This window comes from uncultured Brachyspira sp., from assembly GCF_944390845.1.
Classification (GTDB): Bacteria; Spirochaetota; Brachyspiria; order Brachyspirales; family Brachyspiraceae; genus Brachyspira; species Brachyspira pulli.
This window is the reverse complement of the sequence record NZ_CALXRM010000004.1, coordinates 26067-46443: the sequence shown is the minus strand read 5'-3', so window position 1 is coordinate 46443 and position 20377 is coordinate 26067. Positions and strand designations below refer to the sequence as shown.

Sequence of the window (20377 nt, the reverse complement as noted above, 5' to 3'; positions counted from 1 at the left end):
AAAAATATAAAAAATAGTTGTATGAATAATAATGTCAGTAATACTTATATAAAGTTTATGGAAAATATGGAACCTTATATAAAAAAATTCCCTTTTATATTAGGAATATTAGTAGGACTTTTATTTCTTCTTGCCGCTGTTTTTAAATGGAATTTCCTTTTAAACCCTAATAGTTCAAATTTTATGATTTCTATATATGAATTATTTGGAGAAATGGGTGTTAGAATAATTACAGGTATTTTAGGGATTATAATAATGATAGGCTCTTTAATTATTTTAATAGTAAAAAAATGAATATTGAAAAGCATTTATTTGAAGATACTAATTTTTTCCCTGATGGAATGAAGATTTTAATACTTGGTACTTTTCCAGTGCCTTTATATTCCAATATAGAAAAGTTTAATAAATTAAGCGAAATTGAAAAAGAAAATGCATGGTATTATTCAAGTAAAAGAAGCGAGTTCTGGAAAATAATTGCTGACAGCTTTGATATAGATTATAAGAATACTGATTTTCTTATTAATAAGAATAAAAAGAAAAAAGTATTTAAAGAAAATAGAGTAGGTATAGCTGATGTATTTTCTAAATGTAAAAGGAAGAATGAAGATAGTGCCAGAGATACTGATTTGATAATAGTAGAATATAATAATATTTTAAGCGGCCTTGTAAATGATAAGAATAATAGTTTAGAGCTTATAATATTTACAAGCCGTTTTACTGAGAATAATTTTTTTAAGATACTAAAAAACAATAATATTGATTATGATATAAAAGAGAGTAGGGGAGATTATAGTAATTTAAATAATATAACAGAGAATATAATAAAAGCTGTTAGAGAAAGTTATTTGATAATAGATAATAGTAGAAAGATAAAACTTGCCACAATAACTTTAAAAATAAGCCCTATAAAGGGAGTAAGTTTATATTCTACTAAAAAAGATCTTTATAAATACTATTTACATTCTATTTAATTGCAAATATATATTATTAATGATAATTCAATTAAATAACCTATAGAAATAATAGTAAAAAATAAATCATAAACTATTAAGAATTAATATATCTTATTCCGAAATTTGATAATAGCTAAAATTCTATACTTTAAGGAAGAATTAAAGATGCGTTATTTAAGTTTTGCTTTAATATTTTTAAATATATTTTTTGCACTGTTTGCCCAAACTCCGAACACAGGCAGATTGGATCAATTATTAGATTATGCAAATACAGGCGATGCAGATGGAGTAAGAAAATTAATATCACAAGGTTCTGTTTCAAGCTTCATAAACTTTGGAGATAATCAAGGACATAATGCTTTAATTAAGGCTGCATCAAAAGGCTATAAAGATATTGTATTATTACTATTATCTCAAAATGCTAATGTTAATCTTACTTGTATTCATGGTAAAACAGCTTTAACTTATGCTGCTGATGCCGGATATGTTGATATAGTTTCTTATTTACTAGCTAAGAATGCTGATCCGGACATAAAAATAAATGGAGGCACTACAGCACTTCTTCAGGCTGCTGGTAAGGGTTATTATAGTATAGTAGAAATGATTGTTAATGCCAAAGCAGATTTGAAGATTGTAGGCACATACAGAAGCGGTAATGGTGATGGTATAGATTATAATATGACACCATTAATGGTTGCCTCTTATAACAATCATGATTTGATAGTAAGACTTCTTTTAGATAAAGGAAGTGATGTTAATTATATAAATGAATATGGTGCTAATGCTTTATTCTATGCTATAGCTAGAGGAAATAATGAAGTTGCTAAGCTTTTATTAGAAAGAGGTGCTGACGCTAATATAGTAGCTACTTACGGCCCTTATGGTAATATTACGCCTCTTGCTTTGGCTTCTACATTAGGCTTAACTGATGTTATGTCATCATTATTCATTGGAAAATCTAATATCGATTTCAAGATGAGAGACGGAAGAACAGCTTTAATATGGGCTGCTATTGCTGGAAAAAGTGAGGCTGTAAATTCTTTGATAATGAATAAAGCTGATTTGAATATTGCTGATAATGACGGAAAAACAGCTTTAATGTTTGCTGCTGAAAATGGAGATTATGCTTCAGTAGAATATTTGATTAATGCAGGTGCTCATTTAAATACTTTAGATAAGTTCCGTAAAACAGCTTTAATGTATGCTATGGAAAATGGAAACACTGATGTTGTTGATCTATTGACTAGAGCTAGTTTGGCTTATAAAAAATAATGCATATTGAATAGAAATTGAATAAAAAATAAAAGGGATTGTTTTTTATTAAACAGTCTCTTTTTTATTATAATTGTTATGCTCGTGACGAAGTCCGCCTTGTGTGCCCTATAATAAGCTATGAGTAAAATCACTAGCCGGCTTCAACTCGCTTTTTATATTTTAATTCCAGTATTTTGCTAATAAAAATTGTTCATTAGCTCTGCATAACTACAGCAAAGGCTCTGTTAAGTAAACTTACCAGAGCCTCACAATTTTTATAAATAGCCTTATAATTTTTTAAATTATTTTTCAGCTTTCTCTTTATGTTTTTTATGGCCTGAAGTTTCTTTTACATCGTTAATGAAATAGAATAATGATTCAATTTCATCTGCAATATTTACATCGTTAATAATACAATCAGGTCTTTCTAAAAGTTTAATAGGTGCAAAATTCAAAACACCTTTAATACCAGCATTACATATAACATCAAACATTCTTTGAGCCTCTAAATCTGGTACAGTTAATATTGCTATTTCGATTTTGTTTTGAATAATGAAATCTCTTAATTCTTCTATAGGAAGTATTGGAGTAGGGGCATTTCTATCAATTTTTTCTGGGTTATGATCGAATGCAGCTATTATTTTTATAGATTCACTTTCAAAACCTCTGTAATTAACCAATGCTTTACCTATTTTACCATATCCGACCAATATGATGTTATGAGAAATTTGTTTTCCCAAAATACTGTCTATTTGTTCCAATAGATCATCGATATTGTATCCGCCTTTCTTATTACCCGAGATGTTAAATAGTGAAAAATCTTTTCTAACTTGAACTGATGTTATACCTATAGCATCTCCAAGATTATTAGAATATGCTTTTATAAATCCGAAACTCTTCATGCGTCTTAAAGCATTTTTATATTTTAATAGACGCATAATTTGTGTTCTACTAATCATAATATATCCTTAAACTATTTTTTTGTATTTATAAACAATTAATATGGATATATTATAACATAATAAAGTTGTCTGTCAATAAAATATTAATATAGAATGTCTATTTTATTGTATATTATATACGAACTAAGAACATTAATAATATTTTTTATAATATTTTATTTATTAAAAAAAAATTCCTAATTGATTATGAAACTATAGTATATAAAATTATATTAATGAATAAATTTTATATTATGTTATAATCAAGGTTTATTATATTTTATTTAGGAGTTTTTATGAGTAATAAATTAAAAATGAATATTTGTTTAGCAAGCGATGATGAATATTCTAAATATATGGGTACAGCAATGGTATCTATTTTAAATAATAGTTTAGATGATGAAGAAATAGTATTTCATTTATTAGATGGCGGTATATCTAAAGAAAATAAAGATAATTTATTATCTTTAAAAAATATAAAGAATTGCGAAATTTATTTTTATACACCAGATATAAAAAAATATGAAACTTGGTATTTAAAAAGTAATTCTGAAAATTGGAGCCCTGCTACTTTTTATAGATTATCAATTCCAAGTATTATTCCAAATGTAGACAAAATATTATATTTGGATTGTGATGTGATTGTAAATTTAAGTTTGAGAGAATTATTTGAAATAGATATAGAAAATTATTATGCATTGGTATGCAAAGAAGATTGGAGAGAAGAAGGTTATTTTAATGCTGGTGTTTTGATGATTAATAATAAATTATGGAAAGAGTCAAATATAGAAGAAGTTTTTTGTGAGTATTATAATAAAAATTATATTAATTATGGGTGTTTAGATCAAGATTTATTGAATGATGTATTAAAGGGAAAAGTAAAGATTATAGATAAAAAATGGAATTTTTTCCCAATGATTAATAATAAACCATTAGGAATATCTATGGATGATTACATAGAAGCTAATAAGAAAAGTATAATACATTATATATATTATAAGCCTTGGGATGAAGAATCTATATCTGTAGGCTCAATATATTTTAATTATTACTGGCAACATTATATGAGTACTCCTTGGTTTAAAGATTATAAAGAATTGACAGAAATTTTATTAAAACAATATAAAAATAATTCTAAAGATGTATCTGATTTAATGGATAAATTATTAATGTATAAAAATTTTATTAAGAAATTAGCATGGTGGATACCTATAAAAAAATTGAGAGATAAATTTAAAAGTAAATTTTTTTAATTAGAATATAGCAAAAAAGATATTATCATTATATAATTTATAATATAAAAAACATTAGGGTAGTATCATGATAGATTATAAATCAATAGCTCAAACAATAAAAGAATCAAAATATGTAGTAGCATTTACAGGTGCTGGTATAAGTGTTGAAAGCGGTGTTCCTCCTTTCAGAGGTCCTAACGGTCTTTGGGAGAAGCATGGAAGTCAATTTGCTGAAATATCATATTTTGTAAAGCATCAAAAAGAATCTTGGAAATCATTGAAGAAAGTTTTTTATGATCCTATTACTGATGTTAAGCCTAATAAGGCACATATAGTTTTGGCCAATTTGGAAAAAATGGGTATAATGCGTAGTGTAATTACTCAAAACATTGATAATCTTCATCAAGAGGCTGGAAGTAAAATAGTTTATGAGCTTCATGGTACAGCTAAATATGCTATATGTATGAAATGCAAAACTAGATATAAAATTAATAAAGAAATATTAGCTATGGATCCTCCTGCTTGTGAAAAATGTTCTGCTACTTTGAAACCTGCTTTTGTTTTCTTTGGTGAACAATTGCCTGCTTTAGATTTTAATAGCTCAATAGAAGATGCTGAGAAAAGTGATTTATTTATTATAATAGGTACAGGCGGAGAAGTTATGCCTGCTGCTCAGATACCTCATATCGCTAAAAGATCAGGGGCTAAAATTATGGAAATTAATCCTGAACCTTCTAACTTCACAAACTCTATAGTTGATATTTATATACCAGAAAAGGCTGGTGTAGCATTTACCGAAATAGAAAAATATTTGTAATGAAGTATTGATTAATTAATATTTAATTTAATTCATCTTCATACATCTTTTGTAAAGTTGATTTTAATTCAGCTATGAATTTTTTGTCTTCTACTATTATGTGATGTAAAAGCCAATTCTTTAAAAAATCAAGAAAATCTCCAATTGCTAGATCATCACCATTTTCATATCTGCTTACATCATCAACTATTTTTAAAGAAAATGATCTATGTTTTGCTATATGATCTTTTGCCAAACTATAATCAACAGCTCCCATAATCTTTTCTTCATAAGAAAAATGATAAGTAGCATAGTCTATAGTTCTTTTTATTATGGAGTGAAAGGTTACTTTTACTTCCTCATTACTAAGATCATTAACCATTCCTACATTATACAAATCGTTAATGATATTAACAAGTTCCTTATGTTGATCATCAATTCTTTTGTAGCCTGTTTGGAATTTTTTATCCCATTTAATCCAACCATCTTTTACTAAAACTTCTGTTGAACTATCCATATTTAACTCTCCTATTATTGTTCTACTGTTCTGAAAGCGTTTTCAATACCTCTATTACTTCCATAACGAATTCTTTATCCGCAACTAAAACATGGTTTAAAAGCCATTCTTTTAGGTACTTCACTAAATTATGAATGGCATCAAGCGAACCATTCTCATAAGATAAAACATAATTATAGATAGTTTGGGTAAACTCTCTATGTGAAGATGAATGCTCTAATAACTTTCTATATTGTATAGCATGCATTATTTTTTCTTCATAAGTAAAATGATATGTGACATAATCTACTGTCTTTTTAAGTACATTCTTGAAAGCTTCTTTTAATTTATCATCTTCTGAATCACTATAGTCTATACAATCGTATAAATCATTTATGATATTTACAAGTTCCTTATGCTGATCATCAATTCTTTTATAACCTATTTTATATTTATCGTCCCATTTAATCCATTCTATTTTTTCTTGATTGCTAGCCATAAAAAACTCCTAAAATTTATTATTCATTTGTAAGTTTTTGTAAAGTTTCTTTCACTTCAGCTATAAATTTTTTATCAGTAACCAATATATGATTTAAAAACCAATCTTTTAAATATTTTACTAAATCATCAATCGCTTTTAAAGAACCTTTCTCATAAGACATAACATAATTATAGATAGTTTGGGTAAATTCTTTATGGTATGAAGAATGTTCCAGTAATTTACCGTATTTTATAGCATGCATTATCTTCTCCTCATAAGAAAAATGATATGCTACATAATCAACAGTTTTTTTTAGTGCATCTTTGAAAGCTTCTTTTAAATTTTCATCTTCTGAATCTCTATTTTCCATACAAGCATACAAATCATTGATAATCTCTATTAATTCTAAATGCTGATCATCTATTCTTTTATAACCTACTTTATATTTATTTTCCCACACTATATATTTATCTTTCATAATAAAATCCTCTGCTTATATATTATATACAAATATAAATAATTTGTACATATAAATTATTTTTTTATTAAAAATAATTTATAAATAACTATTTTATATAATTTGTTAGATTTGTCAAACAGTTATTTTGCTATTATAATATAATAATTATTTATTAAAAGAATTAAAATTATTATAATTCCCGCCCATTATTCTTTTTTATTTTGATTTAAAATTATATTTATTATTTCTTAATTTACTCAATTAGAATTTATAGCACCCGCCCAAAATGTAATTAAATTAATGATGGTATCAACCGCACGCTTAATAATATTAACGAGCATAAAATTATTAATAATTCTAATTTTGTTATTTTTGAGAATCAACAAAACGTGCGGTAATGAAATTTAAAAGCAAAATACAACTTGGGTGGGCTTTGAAAAATGTTGATAGATTTTTATGGAAAATTTGTATTATAAATAAAAATTAAGTTTTAAAATCTATAGGGTAGGGTGTGTAAATAAAATTCATAAGAAGTTTATTATTATTTCTAACGATAAACTCGTATAAAAAAGCTGGCAACAATAAATTGTTACCAGCTAACGTTTATTTTTTATTATTGTTAATAAAAATTATTTGCTTAGAGTCTCTGACAAGTAAACTTGCCAGAGGCAAATAATTTTTATATTTAGCTATTCATTTTTATAACGTTATAGAAAGCTTTTTTATTATTATTGCTATGCTTGTCTACGCCCTTAATAAGCTAGTTAGTAAACTCACTAGCTGGCTCCGACTCGCTTTCTTGTTGCTAGCGATAAACTCGTATAAAAAAGCTGGCAACAATAAATTGTTACCAGCTCTTGCTTATTTTTTTATTATTGCTAATAAAAATTATTTGCTTAGAGTCTCTGACAAGTAAACCTGCCAGAGGCAAATAATTTTTATATTTAGCTATTCATTATTTTATAACGTTATAGAAAGCTTTTTTATTATTATTGCTATGCTCGTCTACGCCATACAATAAGCTAGTGAGTAAACTCACTAGCTGGCTCCGACTCGCTTTCTTGTTGCTAGCGATAAACTACATAAAAAAGCTGGCAACATAAATTGTTACCAGCTCTTGCTTATTTTTTATTATTGTTAATAAAAATTATTTGCTTAGAGTCTCTGACAAGTAAACTTGCCAGAGGCAAATAATTTTTATATTTAGCTATTCATTATTTTATAACGTTATAGAAAGCTTTTTTATTATTATTGCTATGCTCGTCTACGCCATACAATAAGCTAGTGAGTAAACTCACTAGCTGGCTCCGACTCGCTTTCTTGTTGCTAGCGATAAACTACATAAAAAAGCTGGCAACATAAATTGTTACCAGCTCTTGCTTATTTTTTATTATTGTTAATAAAAATTATTTGCTTAGAGTCTCTGACAAGTAAACTTGCCAGAGGCAAATAATTTTTATATTTAGCTATTCATTATTTTATAACATTATAGAAAGCTTTTTTACCTAAGTAAATAGCTCTGTTGCCTAATTCTTCTTCGATTCTTAATAATTGATTGTATTTTGCAATCCTATCACTTCTTGAAGCAGAACCAGTTTTGATTTGACCAGCATTAGTAGCTACAACTATATCAGCAATAGTAGCATCTTCAGTTTCACCAGATCTGTGAGAAACTACAGCAGTATAGTTATGAGTTTTAGCAAGTTCAATAGAATCTAAAGTTTCAGTTAAAGAACCGATTTGGTTAACTTTAATAAGGATAGAGTTAGCAACGCCTTTATCTAATCCCATTTGAAGTCTTTTTACATTAGTAACGAACAAGTCATCACCAACTAATTGAACTTTTTTACCTAATTTTTGAGTAAGTAAAGCCCAACCTTCCCAGTCATCTTCAGCAACACCGTCTTCTATAGAGATGATAGGGTATTTGCTGCATAAATCAGCATAGAAATCAACCATTTCAGCAGGAGTTAATTCTCTGTTGTCTGATTTATGGAATACATATTTTTTCTTATCTTTGTTATAGAATTCACTTGAAGCAGGGTCCATAGCGATCATTATATCATCACCAGGTTTGTATCCAGCTTTTTCTATAGCTTGCATGATTACTTGAAGTGGTTCTTCATTATCTTTAAGAGTAGGAGCAAATCCACCTTCATCACCAACAGTAGTGCTTAAGCCTCTGTCATGAAGTATAGCTTTTAAGTTATGGAATACTTCAGCTACATAACGTATACCTTCTTTGAAAGTAGGAGCACCAACTGGCATAACCATATATTCTTGGAAGTCGATTGGAGCTGATGAGTGAGCACCGCCGTTTAAGATATTAGCCATAGGTACTGGTAAAGTTTTAGCGTTAGCACCGCCAATGTATCTGTATAATGGCATACCTAATTCGTCAGCAGCAGCTTTAGCTACAGCAAGTGATACACCAAGTATAGCATTAGCACCTAATTTACCTTTGTTTTCAGTGCCGTCAAGTTCTATCATAGTTCTGTCTATTTCAACTTGATCTAAAGCGTCCATATCAATTAATTCATTGCAAATAATTTCATTAACGTTTTCTACTGCTTTTTGAACGCCTTTTCCTAAATATCTGCTTTTATCTCCATCTCTTAATTCTACTGCTTCATGTTCACCTGTAGAAGCTCCTGATGGTACTGCAGCTCTACCCATAGCGCCGCTGTCTAAGTAAACATCAACTTCTACTGTAGGGTTTCCTCTTGAGTCTAGTATTTCTCTAGCTACTATATTATCTATTAAAGACATATTAAAACTCCTTATAAATTATAATTGATATATATAATATAACATAACATATAAATTTCAAGTGAAAAAATCGAACATTTATAAATATATGATATTTTTATTTTTATATTAAAATTCATATATTAATTATTGTTATATTGTATAAATTATTTATAAAAATATTATTATTTAATTATCTATTTTTTTTGTTTTACTAAATGCATTTTGAATTATATAAAAAAATAACTTTATATTTACTATACCTTTAATTTTTGATGGTATTTCATTTTTAGGATATTTTCTTATAGTTGGAACCTGACAGGCCTTATAGCCTAGTTTTTTTACATGAACTAAAGGATAAATATCATATTCATAATATATAAATTCTTCCCTAAATAAATCTATTCTTTTGTCTAATATGAATCTTTTAGAAAATGCTCTAAAACCATTAAGTACATCATCATAATGAAAACCTGATACAAAACTTATCAATGGAGAAGCTATAAATCTTAAGCCAATTTTTCTTAACAAAGGAGTATTTTCTTCTTTTCCACCTAAAGTAAATCTAGTAGCTTGAATTAAATCATATCCTTCATCAAGTTTTTCTACAAATAAATGTAAACATTCATCTACACTATCTTTATTATTACCGTCAACCATAATAACACCTTCATAACCATCTATTGCAGTTTCATAAAGAAGTTGTTTTAATTTTAATGTCCTTCCTTTACTTCCACTTTTATTAACGAGAAGTTTTCTTGTACCAATTGATTCAATAAAATCTAAAGATAACAATTTATCTTCATCACTACCATCGCATATGAATACATCACATTGATTAAATATATTAGATTTTTTCATTTTATCTATTTGTGATAAAAATCTTTTACCCTCATTCATTATTGCAATAATTAATGCATATTTATTTCTCTTTTCAAAAAATTCGTGTTTTTCATATTTTGGTATTTTATTTTCCATTTCTAAAAGTTCTTCATTTGTAAATTGGTAATTCATAGTTTTCTCCAAAATTAGTAAAATTATATTTTTATTAATATTATTGTAATGTTTTTATATGAATAAATATAATATTATAGTTTATTATCCATAATTATCATATCTATTATTTTATTAATATCTGTATAATTAGTAAATTTAAGTTCATTTATAATTCTAGAATTATCTCCTATAGTTTTTAAAGGCTCATCTGTATCAAAGTTATTTAATTCTAATAAATCTATTTTTCCTAATTTTTCTGCTATCATAATAGCCAAATCACTTAATTTTATACCTTGACCAGAACAAATATTAATAGTTCCAGTAATATCAGAATTAATAATTAAAGCTAGTATTTTGGCAGCATCACCAGCATATATATAATCTTTTTCTAATTGTGAATGATTTACAGAAACCTTTATATTATTTTTTAAAGAATTAATGATATAAGGAAATAATCTTGTATTATTATCATTTTCTCCATATGTATTGAACAATCTAGCCCAACAAAAATCTATGTTGTTATTTTTGCAATATAACTCAAATATCTCTCTTAAATAATTTTTGCATTTAGCATATACTGTTGTTGGATTTAATCTATCATTTTCTTTGGCAGGAATATTATCAAAACTATATTCTGCATATGTACCAATATAAATAGCTTTTTTACCATTATTATCTTTGAAATATTTTAAAATATTTATAGATGAAGTAATCATATCAAAATTAGTATTTGAATGAAAATATCCACTACTTAAATCCCAAGCTAAATGTATTAGATATTCTGGCTTTATATCATTAAAAATGTTTTGTAATTTTTGATAATCATTGATATTCAGATTTATATAATTAAAATTTGGAGACTTAATATTTCTAGTTCCTATACCATATATATTGAATCCCAATTCATTTAATGGTTTTACTATATATTGTCCAATAGAACCAGTTATTCCTGTAACTATTATTTTTTTCATAATAAAATCCTAAAAAATAAAATCTGGTATATTTTTATCTTTTTCACTTATAATTCTATTTTTACATTCAGGCCATTTAATATTGAATGATGGATCATCCCATCTTAAATATCCATAGGCATCTGGTACAAAATATGTACTTAGAAAATAAGCCACTACAGTATTATCTTCTAGTGTTTGAAAACCATGAGCCACATAAGGGGGAATATAAAGCATTTTTCCATTTTCTTCTGATAATTCAACAGTACAATATTTACCGTAACTTGGAGAATCTTTACGAACATCTGCTATCACATCAAATATTTTTCCTTTTAAACATCTAACAATTTTTATTTCTGGATAGGGATATTTTTGATAATGCATTCCCCTTAATGTTCCAGATTTTTTATTGTAGTTAATATTAGATTGTATTAAATTAAAACTTAAATTATATTTTTCAAGTTCTTTATTATCAAATATTCTCAAAAAATATCCTCTTTCATCTTCTATATAGTTATTTTGTAATATATATGCCCCATCTATAGTGGTGTTTTCTAAATTCATATAATTATCCTATTATAAAAATCATATTTTGTTTATATAAGAATCGAAACATTTCTCTATATATTCTATCATTTCATCATTAATAGCAGGATAAACCCCAATCCAAAAAGTATTATTCATAATAAAATCAGAATTCTTTAATTCTCCTACAACTCTATAATTTCTTCCTATCATATAAGGCTGCTTTATAATATTACCAGCAAATAATAATCTAGTACCAATTTTTTTATCATTTAAATATTTAACAATATCATTTCTTGTAAACGGAGCATTTTCTTTAACACTTATAAGAAAACCAAACCAAGATGGGTCACTATTTTCCTGAGCATTTGGTAATATGATATATTTATCAAATTTTTGTAATCTTTCTTTTAACTTTTTAAAATTAGCTCTTCTTTTTTCTATAAAAGTGCTAACCTTTTTCAATTGAGCTACGCCGCAAGCAGCCTGCATATCTGTAATTTTTAAATTATAACCCAAATGAGAATATGTATATTTATGATCATATCCTTCAGGTAAATCCCCTAATTTTTGGCTAAATCTTTGATTACAAGTATTATCACATCCTGGAGGACACCAGCAATCACGTCCCCAATCTCTAATACTTTCCATAGCTTTTTTTAGTATAGGATTATTGGTAAGTACTGCTCCGCCTTCTCCCATAGTTATATGATGAGCGGGATAAAAACTTAATGTAGCAATATCACCAAAAGTACCAACTTTTTTATTATCATAAATACTTCCAAATGCATCACAGCAGTCTTCAATTAGCCACAAATTATACTTTTCACAAATTTCTTTAACTTTTTTTAAATTAAATGGATTTCCTAGTGTGTGGGCTAAAATTATAGCTTTAGTTTTATCACTTATAGCTTTTTCTATCAATTCAGTGTTAACATTATAAGTTTCTAATTCAACATCTACAAATACAGGTACTAAATTATTTTGTAGTATTGGATTTACAGTTGTTGGAAAACCAGCAGCTACAGTAATAACTTCATCTCCTTCTTTTAACGCCCTATCTTTAAGTAAATGGCTTTTTAAAGAACTTACAGCTATCAAATTTGCTGAAGATCCGGAATTACAACTTAAAGCATATTTTAATCCAAAAAATTCTTTTAAACATTTTTCAAATTCATCATTATATCTATATGTTGTAAGATGAAAATCCAAAGCACTATCAACTAAAGTAGCAATATCATCTTCATCAAATACTCTACCTGATACAGGTACAGAACTTTCTCCTTCTACAAACTTTTTTGGAAAATATTCTTCTTTAGCATATTCTTTTACTAATTCTAATATTTTATTTCTATCCATATTAATTAACCTTCTATATAATTTTTTATTTGTTTTTCTGTGATATTATTAATATCATTTTTATTTAAATATTCGCTGTACCAAACAGCTGTTTGTTTTATTGCTTCTTCTGTATTAAATTTCTCTTTCCAGCCTAATTCTTTTCTTGCCAAGGATGAGTCTAATCTTAATATATTCATTTCTTTTTTAGAAGTTTCAGGAGAATTTATTATATAACTTCCTTTACCAATATTATCAATAAAAGCTTTAGTAATATATTCAACAGTAAATTTATTACCTTCATCTATTGGGGCAAAATTATAGCTTTCTGAAATATTTTTATTGTTTGTTAAATTATAACATACTAATAAATATCCGTAAAGTACATCTAAAACATGCTGCCAAGGTCTTACACTATTTGGATTTCTTAATTCTACAGGAATATTTTTTTCTATAGATCTTACTATATCAGGTATTATTCTATTATCAGCAAAATCTCCTCCTCCTATGACATTACCTGCTCTTACACTTGCTATATTAACATTTTTAAAAAATGATTTTTTATAACTTTTTATTGCTATTTCAGCACATGCTTTAGAAGCAGAATACGGATCATGGCCGCCTAAGGCATCGTTTTCTCTGTATCCCCATACCCATTCTTTATTATCATAAACTTTATCTGTTGTAATCATTACAGCACATTCTAAATTATTTAATTCTCTCATAGCTTCCATTAAATTAACTGTGCCTATTACATTAGATTCAAATGTATATACAGGTCTGTTATAACTATCTATTACAAGAGGCTGTGCTGCTAAATGAAATATTATATCTGGATTTATTTCTTTTACTATGTTTTTTATTTTTTCTAAATCTCTTATATCCTGTATATAAGATTTTACTTCATTATCTAGTTTAATCAAATTATATAATGACAAATCTTCAGCTTGCAAAGATATACCATATACTTCAGCACCAAAAGTTAAAAGCAGCTTAGAAAACCAAGCACCTTTAAAACCAGTATGTCCTGTTATTAATATTTTTTTATTTTTTAAAAAACTAAATATATTTTTTATTTCCAAGTTTTCCATGGTGCATTTCCTTTATTCCACATATCTTCAAGCAAAGCTTTATCTCTTTGAGTATCCATACATTGCCAAAAACCATCATGTTTGAATGCCATAAGTTCACTATCTTTAGCTAATTTTCTTAAAGGTTCCTGTTCAAATATAGTACTATCTCCATCTATATAATCAAATATTTTAGTATTTAATACAAAAAAACCTCCATTTATATAAGCATTATCTCCTCTTGGTTTTTCTATAAAATCTGTAATCATATTATCATTATTAATACTTATAGCTCCCCATCTTGCTGGAGGAAAAACAGCAGCCATTGTTGCTATTTTTTTATTATCTTTGTGGAATTTAATTTCTTTTTCTATATTAATATCTGAAACTCCATCTCCATAAGTTAGACAGAAACTTTCTTCATTTTTTAAATATTCATAAGCTCTTTTTAGTCTTCCACCCGTCATACTATGTTCACCTGTATCTATAAGTTCTATAGTCCATTTTTTTTCCTCTATATTGAGACTAGATCTTAAAACTTCAGATTTGTTATGCTTAAAATCTATTTTCATATCATATAAATGTCTTCTATAATTATCAAAAAACTCTTTAATCATATATCCTTTATAACCAAGCAGCACAACAAAATCATTTATTCCATAATGAGAATAATGTTTCATAATATGCCATACAATTGGCTTACCGCCTATTTCTACTAAAGGCTTTGGTCTTATTATAGTCTCTTCACCGAGCCTAGTACCAAGCCCGCCTGCTAATATTACAGCTTTCATTAAAGTACCTCTCAATTTTTTATTATAATTTTTTTACCAATTTATCATTAATGAGAATAAATCCATTACCAAAATTTGTTAATTTGACATCTGATTTAATAAGATATACAAAATATTTTGAATTATTTACATAAAAATTATAATTTGTTAATTTTAAATTTTTATCATTATATTCTATATTAGATATAAAATAAAAATCGTAATCACTTCTTACATATACTGTAGCAGCATTATAAACAGGCAATATTATTCCTCCTTTAATATTATTATCTACTTGAGATATATAATCTGCTGTTCTATTTATTAAGGCACCTTTTTCTGCTACAGAAGTATTATACACATTATTATTATTTACTATTACTTGTTTTAATAATTTTTTTGTATTTTGTATATTTCTAGACCAAAAAAATACCCCATTCCATATTTCAGCATTTGAATATCTATTAGTAAATAGATTCCCCATAATATAGCTATCTTTATAATTACCTATCCAACCATTAATACCTCTTTGTTTCCAATGTTCTAAGTTATAGTAAGATTCATTATCATTTTTATGATGGCTAGCATATGCTATATTATTATTATGAATATTTATTATATATTTTAATGAAATAATACTGCTTATTATAATAAATATAATAATTAATGTGTTTTTTATTTTATCATATTTTAGATATAAAATAATATTTCTAAAAACAATTAGTATTGATGCATATAATATAGTATAAGAAATAATAGCATCCTTTATAGTACTCTCAGATCTCAAAGCTTTTATAAAAATAAAAGAAATAATTATAAGTAATATAGACAGCAACGTTCTAATCAATACTATATTTGACAATATCTTATTTATTATTTTTTTATAAAAACGGATTGATAATATAATTATAGAAATTGAGAATATACCTGATATTACTAATAACATTAATATTTTCTGAGCTTCTTTAATATATCTTATGTTATATGTTAAAGCCGCTAGGATATTTCCACCTCCATATGTAAATATCCAAGCATTACATAACATATCTATACCTTTAGGTAATAACAATGATAATATCATTGGTGAAAAAGAAAATACTATATAATATATAGCATTATTAAAAAATATTTTAATATATTCATTAGCTTTAATTTTATTGTATGCTATTAATATTGCCAATACAGATAATGCAATAAAAAAAACAGAAATAGATGTTAATATATATAATACAATTTCTGGATTTATTCTATTAAGCCATATCGTTTCTATAATTTTTTTATTTACAAATAAATTATACACTATAATATTTATAAATATAAATATTATAGTAAATAGAGAAATAATATATGATGTTTTCTTAAAATTAATATTTATTAAATCCTTGTTATAAAATTTATTAATATTTAAAATAATATATATTATAAATATACAGATCATCCAACTTCCAAATTGAAGTTTTGATAATACAGCTCCACCTGCACATATTGAGGATAATATTATATATAGTATATGTTTTCTATCATAACAAGTATTAGTTTCTGAAGAGAGTATTGTAAAATATAATGATATTGATATTAATAATAATCCAATAGTATCGTATCTAATAATTATCATTTGATATATTATTGGAGATGCTATGAAACTACTCATACATGAAATTATGAATAAAGATAAATAATATATATATATAAATAATTTGTTATTAGTTATTTTTTCTATATTAAAAATTTTTATAAAGTTTATATACATTAATATCATAAATATTAATAATATTAAAATATTAATATTACGTACATATTCTATAATTTCAATTAAATATAAATATGGGTTTAAACTATTTTGAAAATTTGTAAGATCTACACTTGATATAATATTGAAAAAATATCCTATAGGTAAAAATATGTATTTATATAGTATTAATGGTATCATGTTTGGATATAATAAATGTCCAGGAGGAATTCCTAAATAAGATAATAAAATATCCCTTCCAAAGAACTCTGTAGAATCAATCCAATAATAATATGGTATAGATTTAGCTATACTTATATATGTTAATGATATAATTGGAAAAAGTAAGAACAATATATATATAATACAATTAGTTTTTTCATTATGTGTATTTTGATTTATTATTATATTATCATAAAATGATTTATTAAGATATATTCCAAAATAATTAATAATATCAATTATTTTATTGATACAAAAATCTATAACATTTTTTAATAAATATATTATAGATATAATTAATATGAATATAAATATATTGTTTGGATTTAATTTAAAAATAATATTACCAGTTAGTATTTTATCATTAATTTTTTTAGAAGAAGTAAATATTATAGTATTTCCTGATTTAAGATATAAATTATCTGATACTTGCTGTATATTCAAATATTTTACATTAATAGTTCCAACAGGATAATGAAGTCTTATTACTGGTTTGATAGATTTTTTAGCATCTTTAATATATAAAGTACTAGTATATTCTTTGTATTCATCAGTCATTTTATCTGTACTTGATACAACAATGTTTTGATTTATATCATCTAATTGATATTTTATATTTCCTGATACATCGCCTATTTTTTTTGCCTCTAATGTAAAAATATACTTTTCTCCAACAGAAGGCTCTATATCATATCCTAATATACTATAATAATTGTTATTGTTTGAAATTGTAACTGTTTTATCAGGATTATTATAAATTGATCCATTTTTGTTTTTATGATTTACTAATTTTAAATTTATATTATATCCATAATTTTTTATATACTCAGGTTTATTTTCAAATTTTAGTATATTGTTGTATTTATATATAGCATTTTCAGAAAATAAACCTTTACTTACTACTCTTGCTCTATAAATATATCCCGCTTCACTTTCAGCTACAAGCTCCAAATCTTCTAAACTGGCTTTATGGTTTAATTTTCCAAGTATAAATAATAATACTAATATAGCTAATATTGAAACAGAAGATATTTTTGATACTTTTATAATAATTTCTTTTTTTTCTTTAAAGATGTCAATAATAAGTTTATAATTAAACAATATATATGTTACAACAATAATAAATACTAACCAAATAGGTATTTTTAATTTTAATTTATAATTAATGCCCTGTATTTTATCATCATATTGAAGTTCTCTTGTTGAGATAAAATTACAGAAAGGACTGCTGCCTTTTTTATCAAATGTTATATTTTTGAATTCTATAAGGTTCTTACCTACATAAGCAAATTGAGGAATATCAAAGACTACACCATATATATCACTGTTTCTAAATATTTTACTATAATATTTTAACCTAAAATCATAATAATAGGCATTTTTTTTAGATAAATCTTTGTTTAATTGAAAGTTTGATAAATATCCCTCTCTATTAATTGAGGCAAATAAAGCTAGAATCAATATTACTATTACAAGTATAGTACTTGTAATTAATAAAATTTTATTTAATTTATTTTTCATAAATTGCTCCATAATATACATAGGTTGTATATATATTGATTAAAATATTTTTTGCAACAAAGATAAATTTGTTTAGTAAAGTGAAACTTGAGAAATGTTTGTTTGTTTGTTTGTTTGTTTGTTTGTTTGTTTGTTTGTTTGTTTGTTTGTTTGTTTGTTTGTTTGTTTGTTTCATAATATTATCCATAACTTGAAGCAATTATATCATAATGGTAAAAATAGTCAATGAATTAGAATAATATTTAATAATTATTTTATTATTTACAAATTTATAATATTTTTTATGGTTAAATTCTATATTTATTTTTAAAGTAAAAAATAAATTGATTTAAATGAAAAAAGGAAGTCTTAATTTAGGACTTCCTTTTATAAATAAAATAATTAACGCTTAGTATTTATTATAATTATTTTTTCTTACCTTGATTAGCTACTGCTTCCATAGCTTTTTTAACAGCTTCAGGGTCGCCTAAAAATAGTTTTCAATAATTTATATATTTTCAGAATAGGATGTATATTTAGCGTTAAATTTATCCATATCTACTTCTTTACAAATCTTTCCCGTAACCGCCGCAGTTATCATGCCGTCATTAACATTAAGCATAGTAAAACCCATATCCAAAATTGGGTCTATAGCGACAAGAACCGCAACCAATTCTACGGGAAAATTCAAAGCGGAAAGCGTAATTAAAGCCGCCGTCATAGCCCCTCCTGGAACTCCTGGCAATCCAAAACTTCCGATTAATATTATAATCATTAACCTTATTAAAAAAGACGGTTCAAAAATATTTATTCCCAAAGTAGGCGCTATCATAGCGACAACCATAGCGGGAAATATTCCCGTGCATCCGTTTTTACCTATATTAACGGCAAGCGAAGCGGATAAATTAGAAATTCCTTCTGAAATTCCCATTCCATTTATTAAAGTCGAAGTATTTAAAGGCAAAGTTCCCGCGCTCGTTCTTGAAGTAAAAGCGAAAGTAAGAACTGAAAACGCTTTTGAATAAAACTTTATAGGATTATAACCAAATATAATAAGCATAACGGCATAAACCAAAATCATAACTATTATAGCCACATAAGAAGCGATTAAAAATTGTCCTAATTGTGCAAAACTTTCAAAATTACTTGAAGCCATAAATCTCGTCATGAGAGCCAATACTCCGAAAGGACTTAATCCAACCACAAAAGATACTATTTGCATTATAACATCATGCAAAGTTTGTATCATTTTGAAAAAGAAATCGAAAATTTCAGGTTTTTTATTTTTCAAACCTAAAGCCGAAACTCCGATTAAAGCGGAAAAGAATACTACCGATAAAGTTGGCAAAACTCCAAATCCCGCTAAAGCAGAAAACGGATTTGTTGGAATAATCTCTAGTAATTGCTGCGGGGCGGATTTCCCAGAAAAAGTTTTAAGCCTGTCTTCATAATTAAAACCTTGAGAAGCGTCACTCATTAAAGATTGTAATTTTGAAGCGTCTAATCCAAAACCTTTTGAAACCAAAATTCCAACCAAAGCGGATATTGCGGTTGTTATCATTAATACCGCTATAATGCTGAAAGTCATTTTTTTCAAATTGCTTCCGCCTTTTATATTAATCAAAGCCATAGTTATAGAAACAAATATAAGAGGCATTACCAACATTTGCAAAAGCCTAACATATCCGTTGCCTACGATATTATACCAAATTATAGTTTTATTAATTATTTCTATATTTGATGCATATAAGGTTCTTAATAAAAAACCTAAAGCTAAACCCATAATTAACGCGCCTAATACTCTAAATGTAAAATCAATATGTTTCTTTTTCATTACATAAAGAACAGCCATTAATACTAAAAATATTATTATATTAACTAAAACATATAAACTCAAGTTAAAAACTCCTTTA

19 protein-coding genes are annotated in these 20377 nt (G+C 25.8%); 5 read left to right on the top strand and 14 right to left on the bottom strand.

The features are described from left to right. The first annotated feature begins 21 nt into the window (after positions 1-21). The 3 genes from Q0K52_RS01480 to Q0K52_RS01470 all read left to right on the top strand — a co-directional run bounded on the left by Q0K52_RS01480 (position 22) and on the right by Q0K52_RS01470 (position 2225). On the top strand, positions 22-294 hold the full coding sequence (locus tag Q0K52_RS01480) for an Imm17 family immunity protein (protein ID WP_297295722.1): 273 nt from the start codon (positions 22-24) through the stop codon (positions 292-294). Beyond that, entirely contained in the window at positions 291-971 is a 681-nt protein-coding gene (locus Q0K52_RS01475) for a uracil-DNA glycosylase family protein (protein ID WP_297295720.1), read from the top strand. The genes Q0K52_RS01480 and Q0K52_RS01475 overlap by 4 nt, the downstream gene beginning before the upstream one ends. A 147-nt stretch (positions 972-1118) precedes the next feature. Beyond that, complete coding sequence (locus tag Q0K52_RS01470; protein ID WP_297295718.1) at positions 1119-2225, top strand: ankyrin repeat domain-containing protein; 1107 nt, start codon at positions 1119-1121, stop codon at positions 2223-2225. A gap of 284 nt (positions 2226-2509) precedes the next feature. On the opposite strand, the gene Q0K52_RS01465 is transcribed toward Q0K52_RS01470, so the two are convergent. Continuing rightward, positions 2510-3166: a redox-sensing transcriptional repressor Rex gene (locus Q0K52_RS01465; RefSeq protein ID WP_297295716.1), complete on the bottom strand. Its 657-nt coding sequence runs from the start codon at positions 3164-3166 to the stop codon at positions 2510-2512. A gap of 278 nt (positions 3167-3444) precedes the next feature. Between Q0K52_RS01465 and Q0K52_RS01460 the strand changes: the two genes are divergently transcribed. Together Q0K52_RS01460 and Q0K52_RS01455 are read left to right on the top strand one after the other, a co-directional pair. Further along, the gene (locus Q0K52_RS01460; RefSeq protein WP_297295714.1) at positions 3445-4401 is read left to right on the top strand and encodes a glycosyltransferase family 8 protein; all 957 of its coding nucleotides are present in this window, start codon (positions 3445-3447) and stop codon (positions 4399-4401) included. 67 nt (positions 4402-4468) lie between these two features. Beyond that, positions 4469-5200: an NAD-dependent deacylase gene (locus Q0K52_RS01455; protein ID WP_297295712.1), complete on the top strand. Its 732-nt coding sequence runs from the start codon at positions 4469-4471 to the stop codon at positions 5198-5200. Between the two features lie 22 nt (positions 5201-5222). On the opposite strand, the gene Q0K52_RS01450 is transcribed toward Q0K52_RS01455, so the two are convergent. The 13 genes from Q0K52_RS01450 to Q0K52_RS01390 all read right to left on the bottom strand — a co-directional run bounded on the left by Q0K52_RS01450 (position 5223) and on the right by Q0K52_RS01390 (position 20361). Beyond that, positions 5223-5696 (bottom strand): bacteriohemerythrin, encoded by a 474-nt coding sequence (locus tag Q0K52_RS01450; protein WP_297295710.1) that lies wholly within the window; start codon positions 5694-5696, stop codon positions 5223-5225. A gap of 22 nt (positions 5697-5718) precedes the next feature. Continuing rightward, positions 5719-6174: a bacteriohemerythrin gene (locus Q0K52_RS01445; protein ID WP_297295707.1), complete on the bottom strand. Its 456-nt coding sequence runs from the start codon at positions 6172-6174 to the stop codon at positions 5719-5721. Positions 6175-6193: 19 nt separating this feature from the next. After that, a complete protein-coding gene (locus tag Q0K52_RS01440; protein ID WP_297295705.1) occupies positions 6194-6634 on the bottom strand; it encodes a bacteriohemerythrin in 441 nt (146 codons plus the stop codon). A gap of 1455 nt (positions 6635-8089) precedes the next feature. After that, positions 8090-9385: a phosphopyruvate hydratase gene (eno, locus tag Q0K52_RS01435; RefSeq protein WP_297295703.1), complete on the bottom strand. Its 1296-nt coding sequence runs from the start codon at positions 9383-9385 to the stop codon at positions 8090-8092. 168 nt (positions 9386-9553) lie between these two features. Beyond that, complete coding sequence (locus Q0K52_RS01430; protein ID WP_297295700.1) at positions 9554-10378, bottom strand: glycosyltransferase family 2 protein; 825 nt, start codon at positions 10376-10378, stop codon at positions 9554-9556. Positions 10379-10452: 74 nt separating this feature from the next. Continuing rightward, positions 10453-11331 (bottom strand): NAD(P)-dependent oxidoreductase, encoded by an 879-nt coding sequence (locus Q0K52_RS01425; protein WP_297295698.1) that lies wholly within the window; start codon positions 11329-11331, stop codon positions 10453-10455. Between the two features lie 9 nt (positions 11332-11340). After that, the gene (rfbC, locus tag Q0K52_RS01420) at positions 11341-11874 is read right to left on the bottom strand and encodes a dTDP-4-dehydrorhamnose 3,5-epimerase (RefSeq protein WP_297295696.1); all 534 of its coding nucleotides are present in this window, start codon (positions 11872-11874) and stop codon (positions 11341-11343) included. Positions 11875-11895: 21 nt separating this feature from the next. After that, on the bottom strand, positions 11896-13194 hold the full coding sequence (gene rfbH / locus Q0K52_RS01415) for a lipopolysaccharide biosynthesis protein RfbH (RefSeq protein WP_297295694.1): 1299 nt from the start codon (positions 13192-13194) through the stop codon (positions 11896-11898). Between the two features lie 5 nt (positions 13195-13199). Further along, positions 13200-14264 (bottom strand): CDP-glucose 4,6-dehydratase, encoded by a 1065-nt coding sequence (rfbG, locus tag Q0K52_RS01410; RefSeq protein WP_297295692.1) that lies wholly within the window; start codon positions 14262-14264, stop codon positions 13200-13202. After that, entirely contained in the window at positions 14246-15034 is a 789-nt protein-coding gene (rfbF, locus tag Q0K52_RS01405; protein ID WP_297295690.1) for a glucose-1-phosphate cytidylyltransferase, read from the bottom strand. The genes rfbG and rfbF overlap by 19 nt, the downstream gene beginning before the upstream one ends. Positions 15035-15056: 22 nt before the next feature. After that, positions 15057-18485, bottom strand: coding sequence for a hypothetical protein (locus Q0K52_RS01400; RefSeq protein ID WP_297295688.1), 3429 nt, complete (start codon positions 18483-18485; stop codon positions 15057-15059). After that, positions 18475-18660, bottom strand: a complete 186-nt coding sequence (locus Q0K52_RS01395; RefSeq protein ID WP_297295686.1) for a hypothetical protein — start codon at positions 18658-18660, stop codon at positions 18475-18477. The genes Q0K52_RS01400 and Q0K52_RS01395 overlap by 11 nt, the downstream gene beginning before the upstream one ends. A gap of 312 nt (positions 18661-18972) precedes the next feature. Continuing rightward, complete coding sequence (locus tag Q0K52_RS01390) at positions 18973-20361, bottom strand: cation:dicarboxylase symporter family transporter (RefSeq protein ID WP_297295684.1); 1389 nt, start codon at positions 20359-20361, stop codon at positions 18973-18975. Positions 20362-20377 lie beyond the last annotated feature (16 nt).

What these genes read in the sequence shown, in the direction of transcription:
- rfbH (WP_297295694.1), bottom strand. Translation starts at nt 13,194, where the DNA reads ATGGATAGAAATAAAATATTAGAATTAGTAAAAGAATATGCTAAAGAA.
- Q0K52_RS01480 (WP_297295722.1), top strand. Translation starts at nt 22, where the DNA reads ATGAATAATAATGTCAGTAATACTTATATAAAGTTTATGGAAAATATG.
- rfbG (WP_297295692.1), bottom strand. Translation starts at nt 14,264, where the DNA reads ATGGAAAACTTGGAAATAAAAAATATATTTAGTTTTTTAAAAAATAAA.
- Q0K52_RS01465 (WP_297295716.1), bottom strand. Translation starts at nt 3,166, where the DNA reads ATGATTAGTAGAACACAAATTATGCGTCTATTAAAATATAAAAATGCT.
- Q0K52_RS01430 (WP_297295700.1), bottom strand. Translation starts at nt 10,378, where the DNA reads ATGAATTACCAATTTACAAATGAAGAACTTTTAGAAATGGAAAATAAA.
- eno (WP_297295703.1), bottom strand. Translation starts at nt 9,385, where the DNA reads ATGTCTTTAATAGATAATATAGTAGCTAGAGAAATACTAGACTCAAGA.
- Q0K52_RS01395 (WP_297295686.1), bottom strand. Translation starts at nt 18,660, where the DNA reads ATGAAACAAACAAACAAACAAACAAACAAACAAACAAACAAACAAACA.
- Q0K52_RS01400 (WP_297295688.1), bottom strand. Translation starts at nt 18,485, where the DNA reads ATGAAAAATAAATTAAATAAAATTTTATTAATTACAAGTACTATACTT.
- Q0K52_RS01470 (WP_297295718.1), top strand. Translation starts at nt 1,119, where the DNA reads ATGCGTTATTTAAGTTTTGCTTTAATATTTTTAAATATATTTTTTGCA.
- rfbF (WP_297295690.1), bottom strand. Translation starts at nt 15,034, where the DNA reads ATGAAAGCTGTAATATTAGCAGGCGGGCTTGGTACTAGGCTCGGTGAA.
- rfbC (WP_297295696.1), bottom strand. Translation starts at nt 11,874, where the DNA reads ATGAATTTAGAAAACACCACTATAGATGGGGCATATATATTACAAAAT.
- Q0K52_RS01460 (WP_297295714.1), top strand. Translation starts at nt 3,445, where the DNA reads ATGAGTAATAAATTAAAAATGAATATTTGTTTAGCAAGCGATGATGAA.
- Q0K52_RS01425 (WP_297295698.1), bottom strand. Translation starts at nt 11,331, where the DNA reads ATGAAAAAAATAATAGTTACAGGAATAACTGGTTCTATTGGACAATAT.
- Q0K52_RS01475 (WP_297295720.1), top strand. Translation starts at nt 291, where the DNA reads ATGAATATTGAAAAGCATTTATTTGAAGATACTAATTTTTTCCCTGAT.
- Q0K52_RS01450 (WP_297295710.1), bottom strand. Translation starts at nt 5,696, where the DNA reads ATGGATAGTTCAACAGAAGTTTTAGTAAAAGATGGTTGGATTAAATGG.
- Q0K52_RS01455 (WP_297295712.1), top strand. Translation starts at nt 4,469, where the DNA reads ATGATAGATTATAAATCAATAGCTCAAACAATAAAAGAATCAAAATAT.
- Q0K52_RS01440 (WP_297295705.1), bottom strand. Translation starts at nt 6,634, where the DNA reads ATGAAAGATAAATATATAGTGTGGGAAAATAAATATAAAGTAGGTTAT.
- Q0K52_RS01445 (WP_297295707.1), bottom strand. Translation starts at nt 6,174, where the DNA reads ATGGCTAGCAATCAAGAAAAAATAGAATGGATTAAATGGGACGATAAA.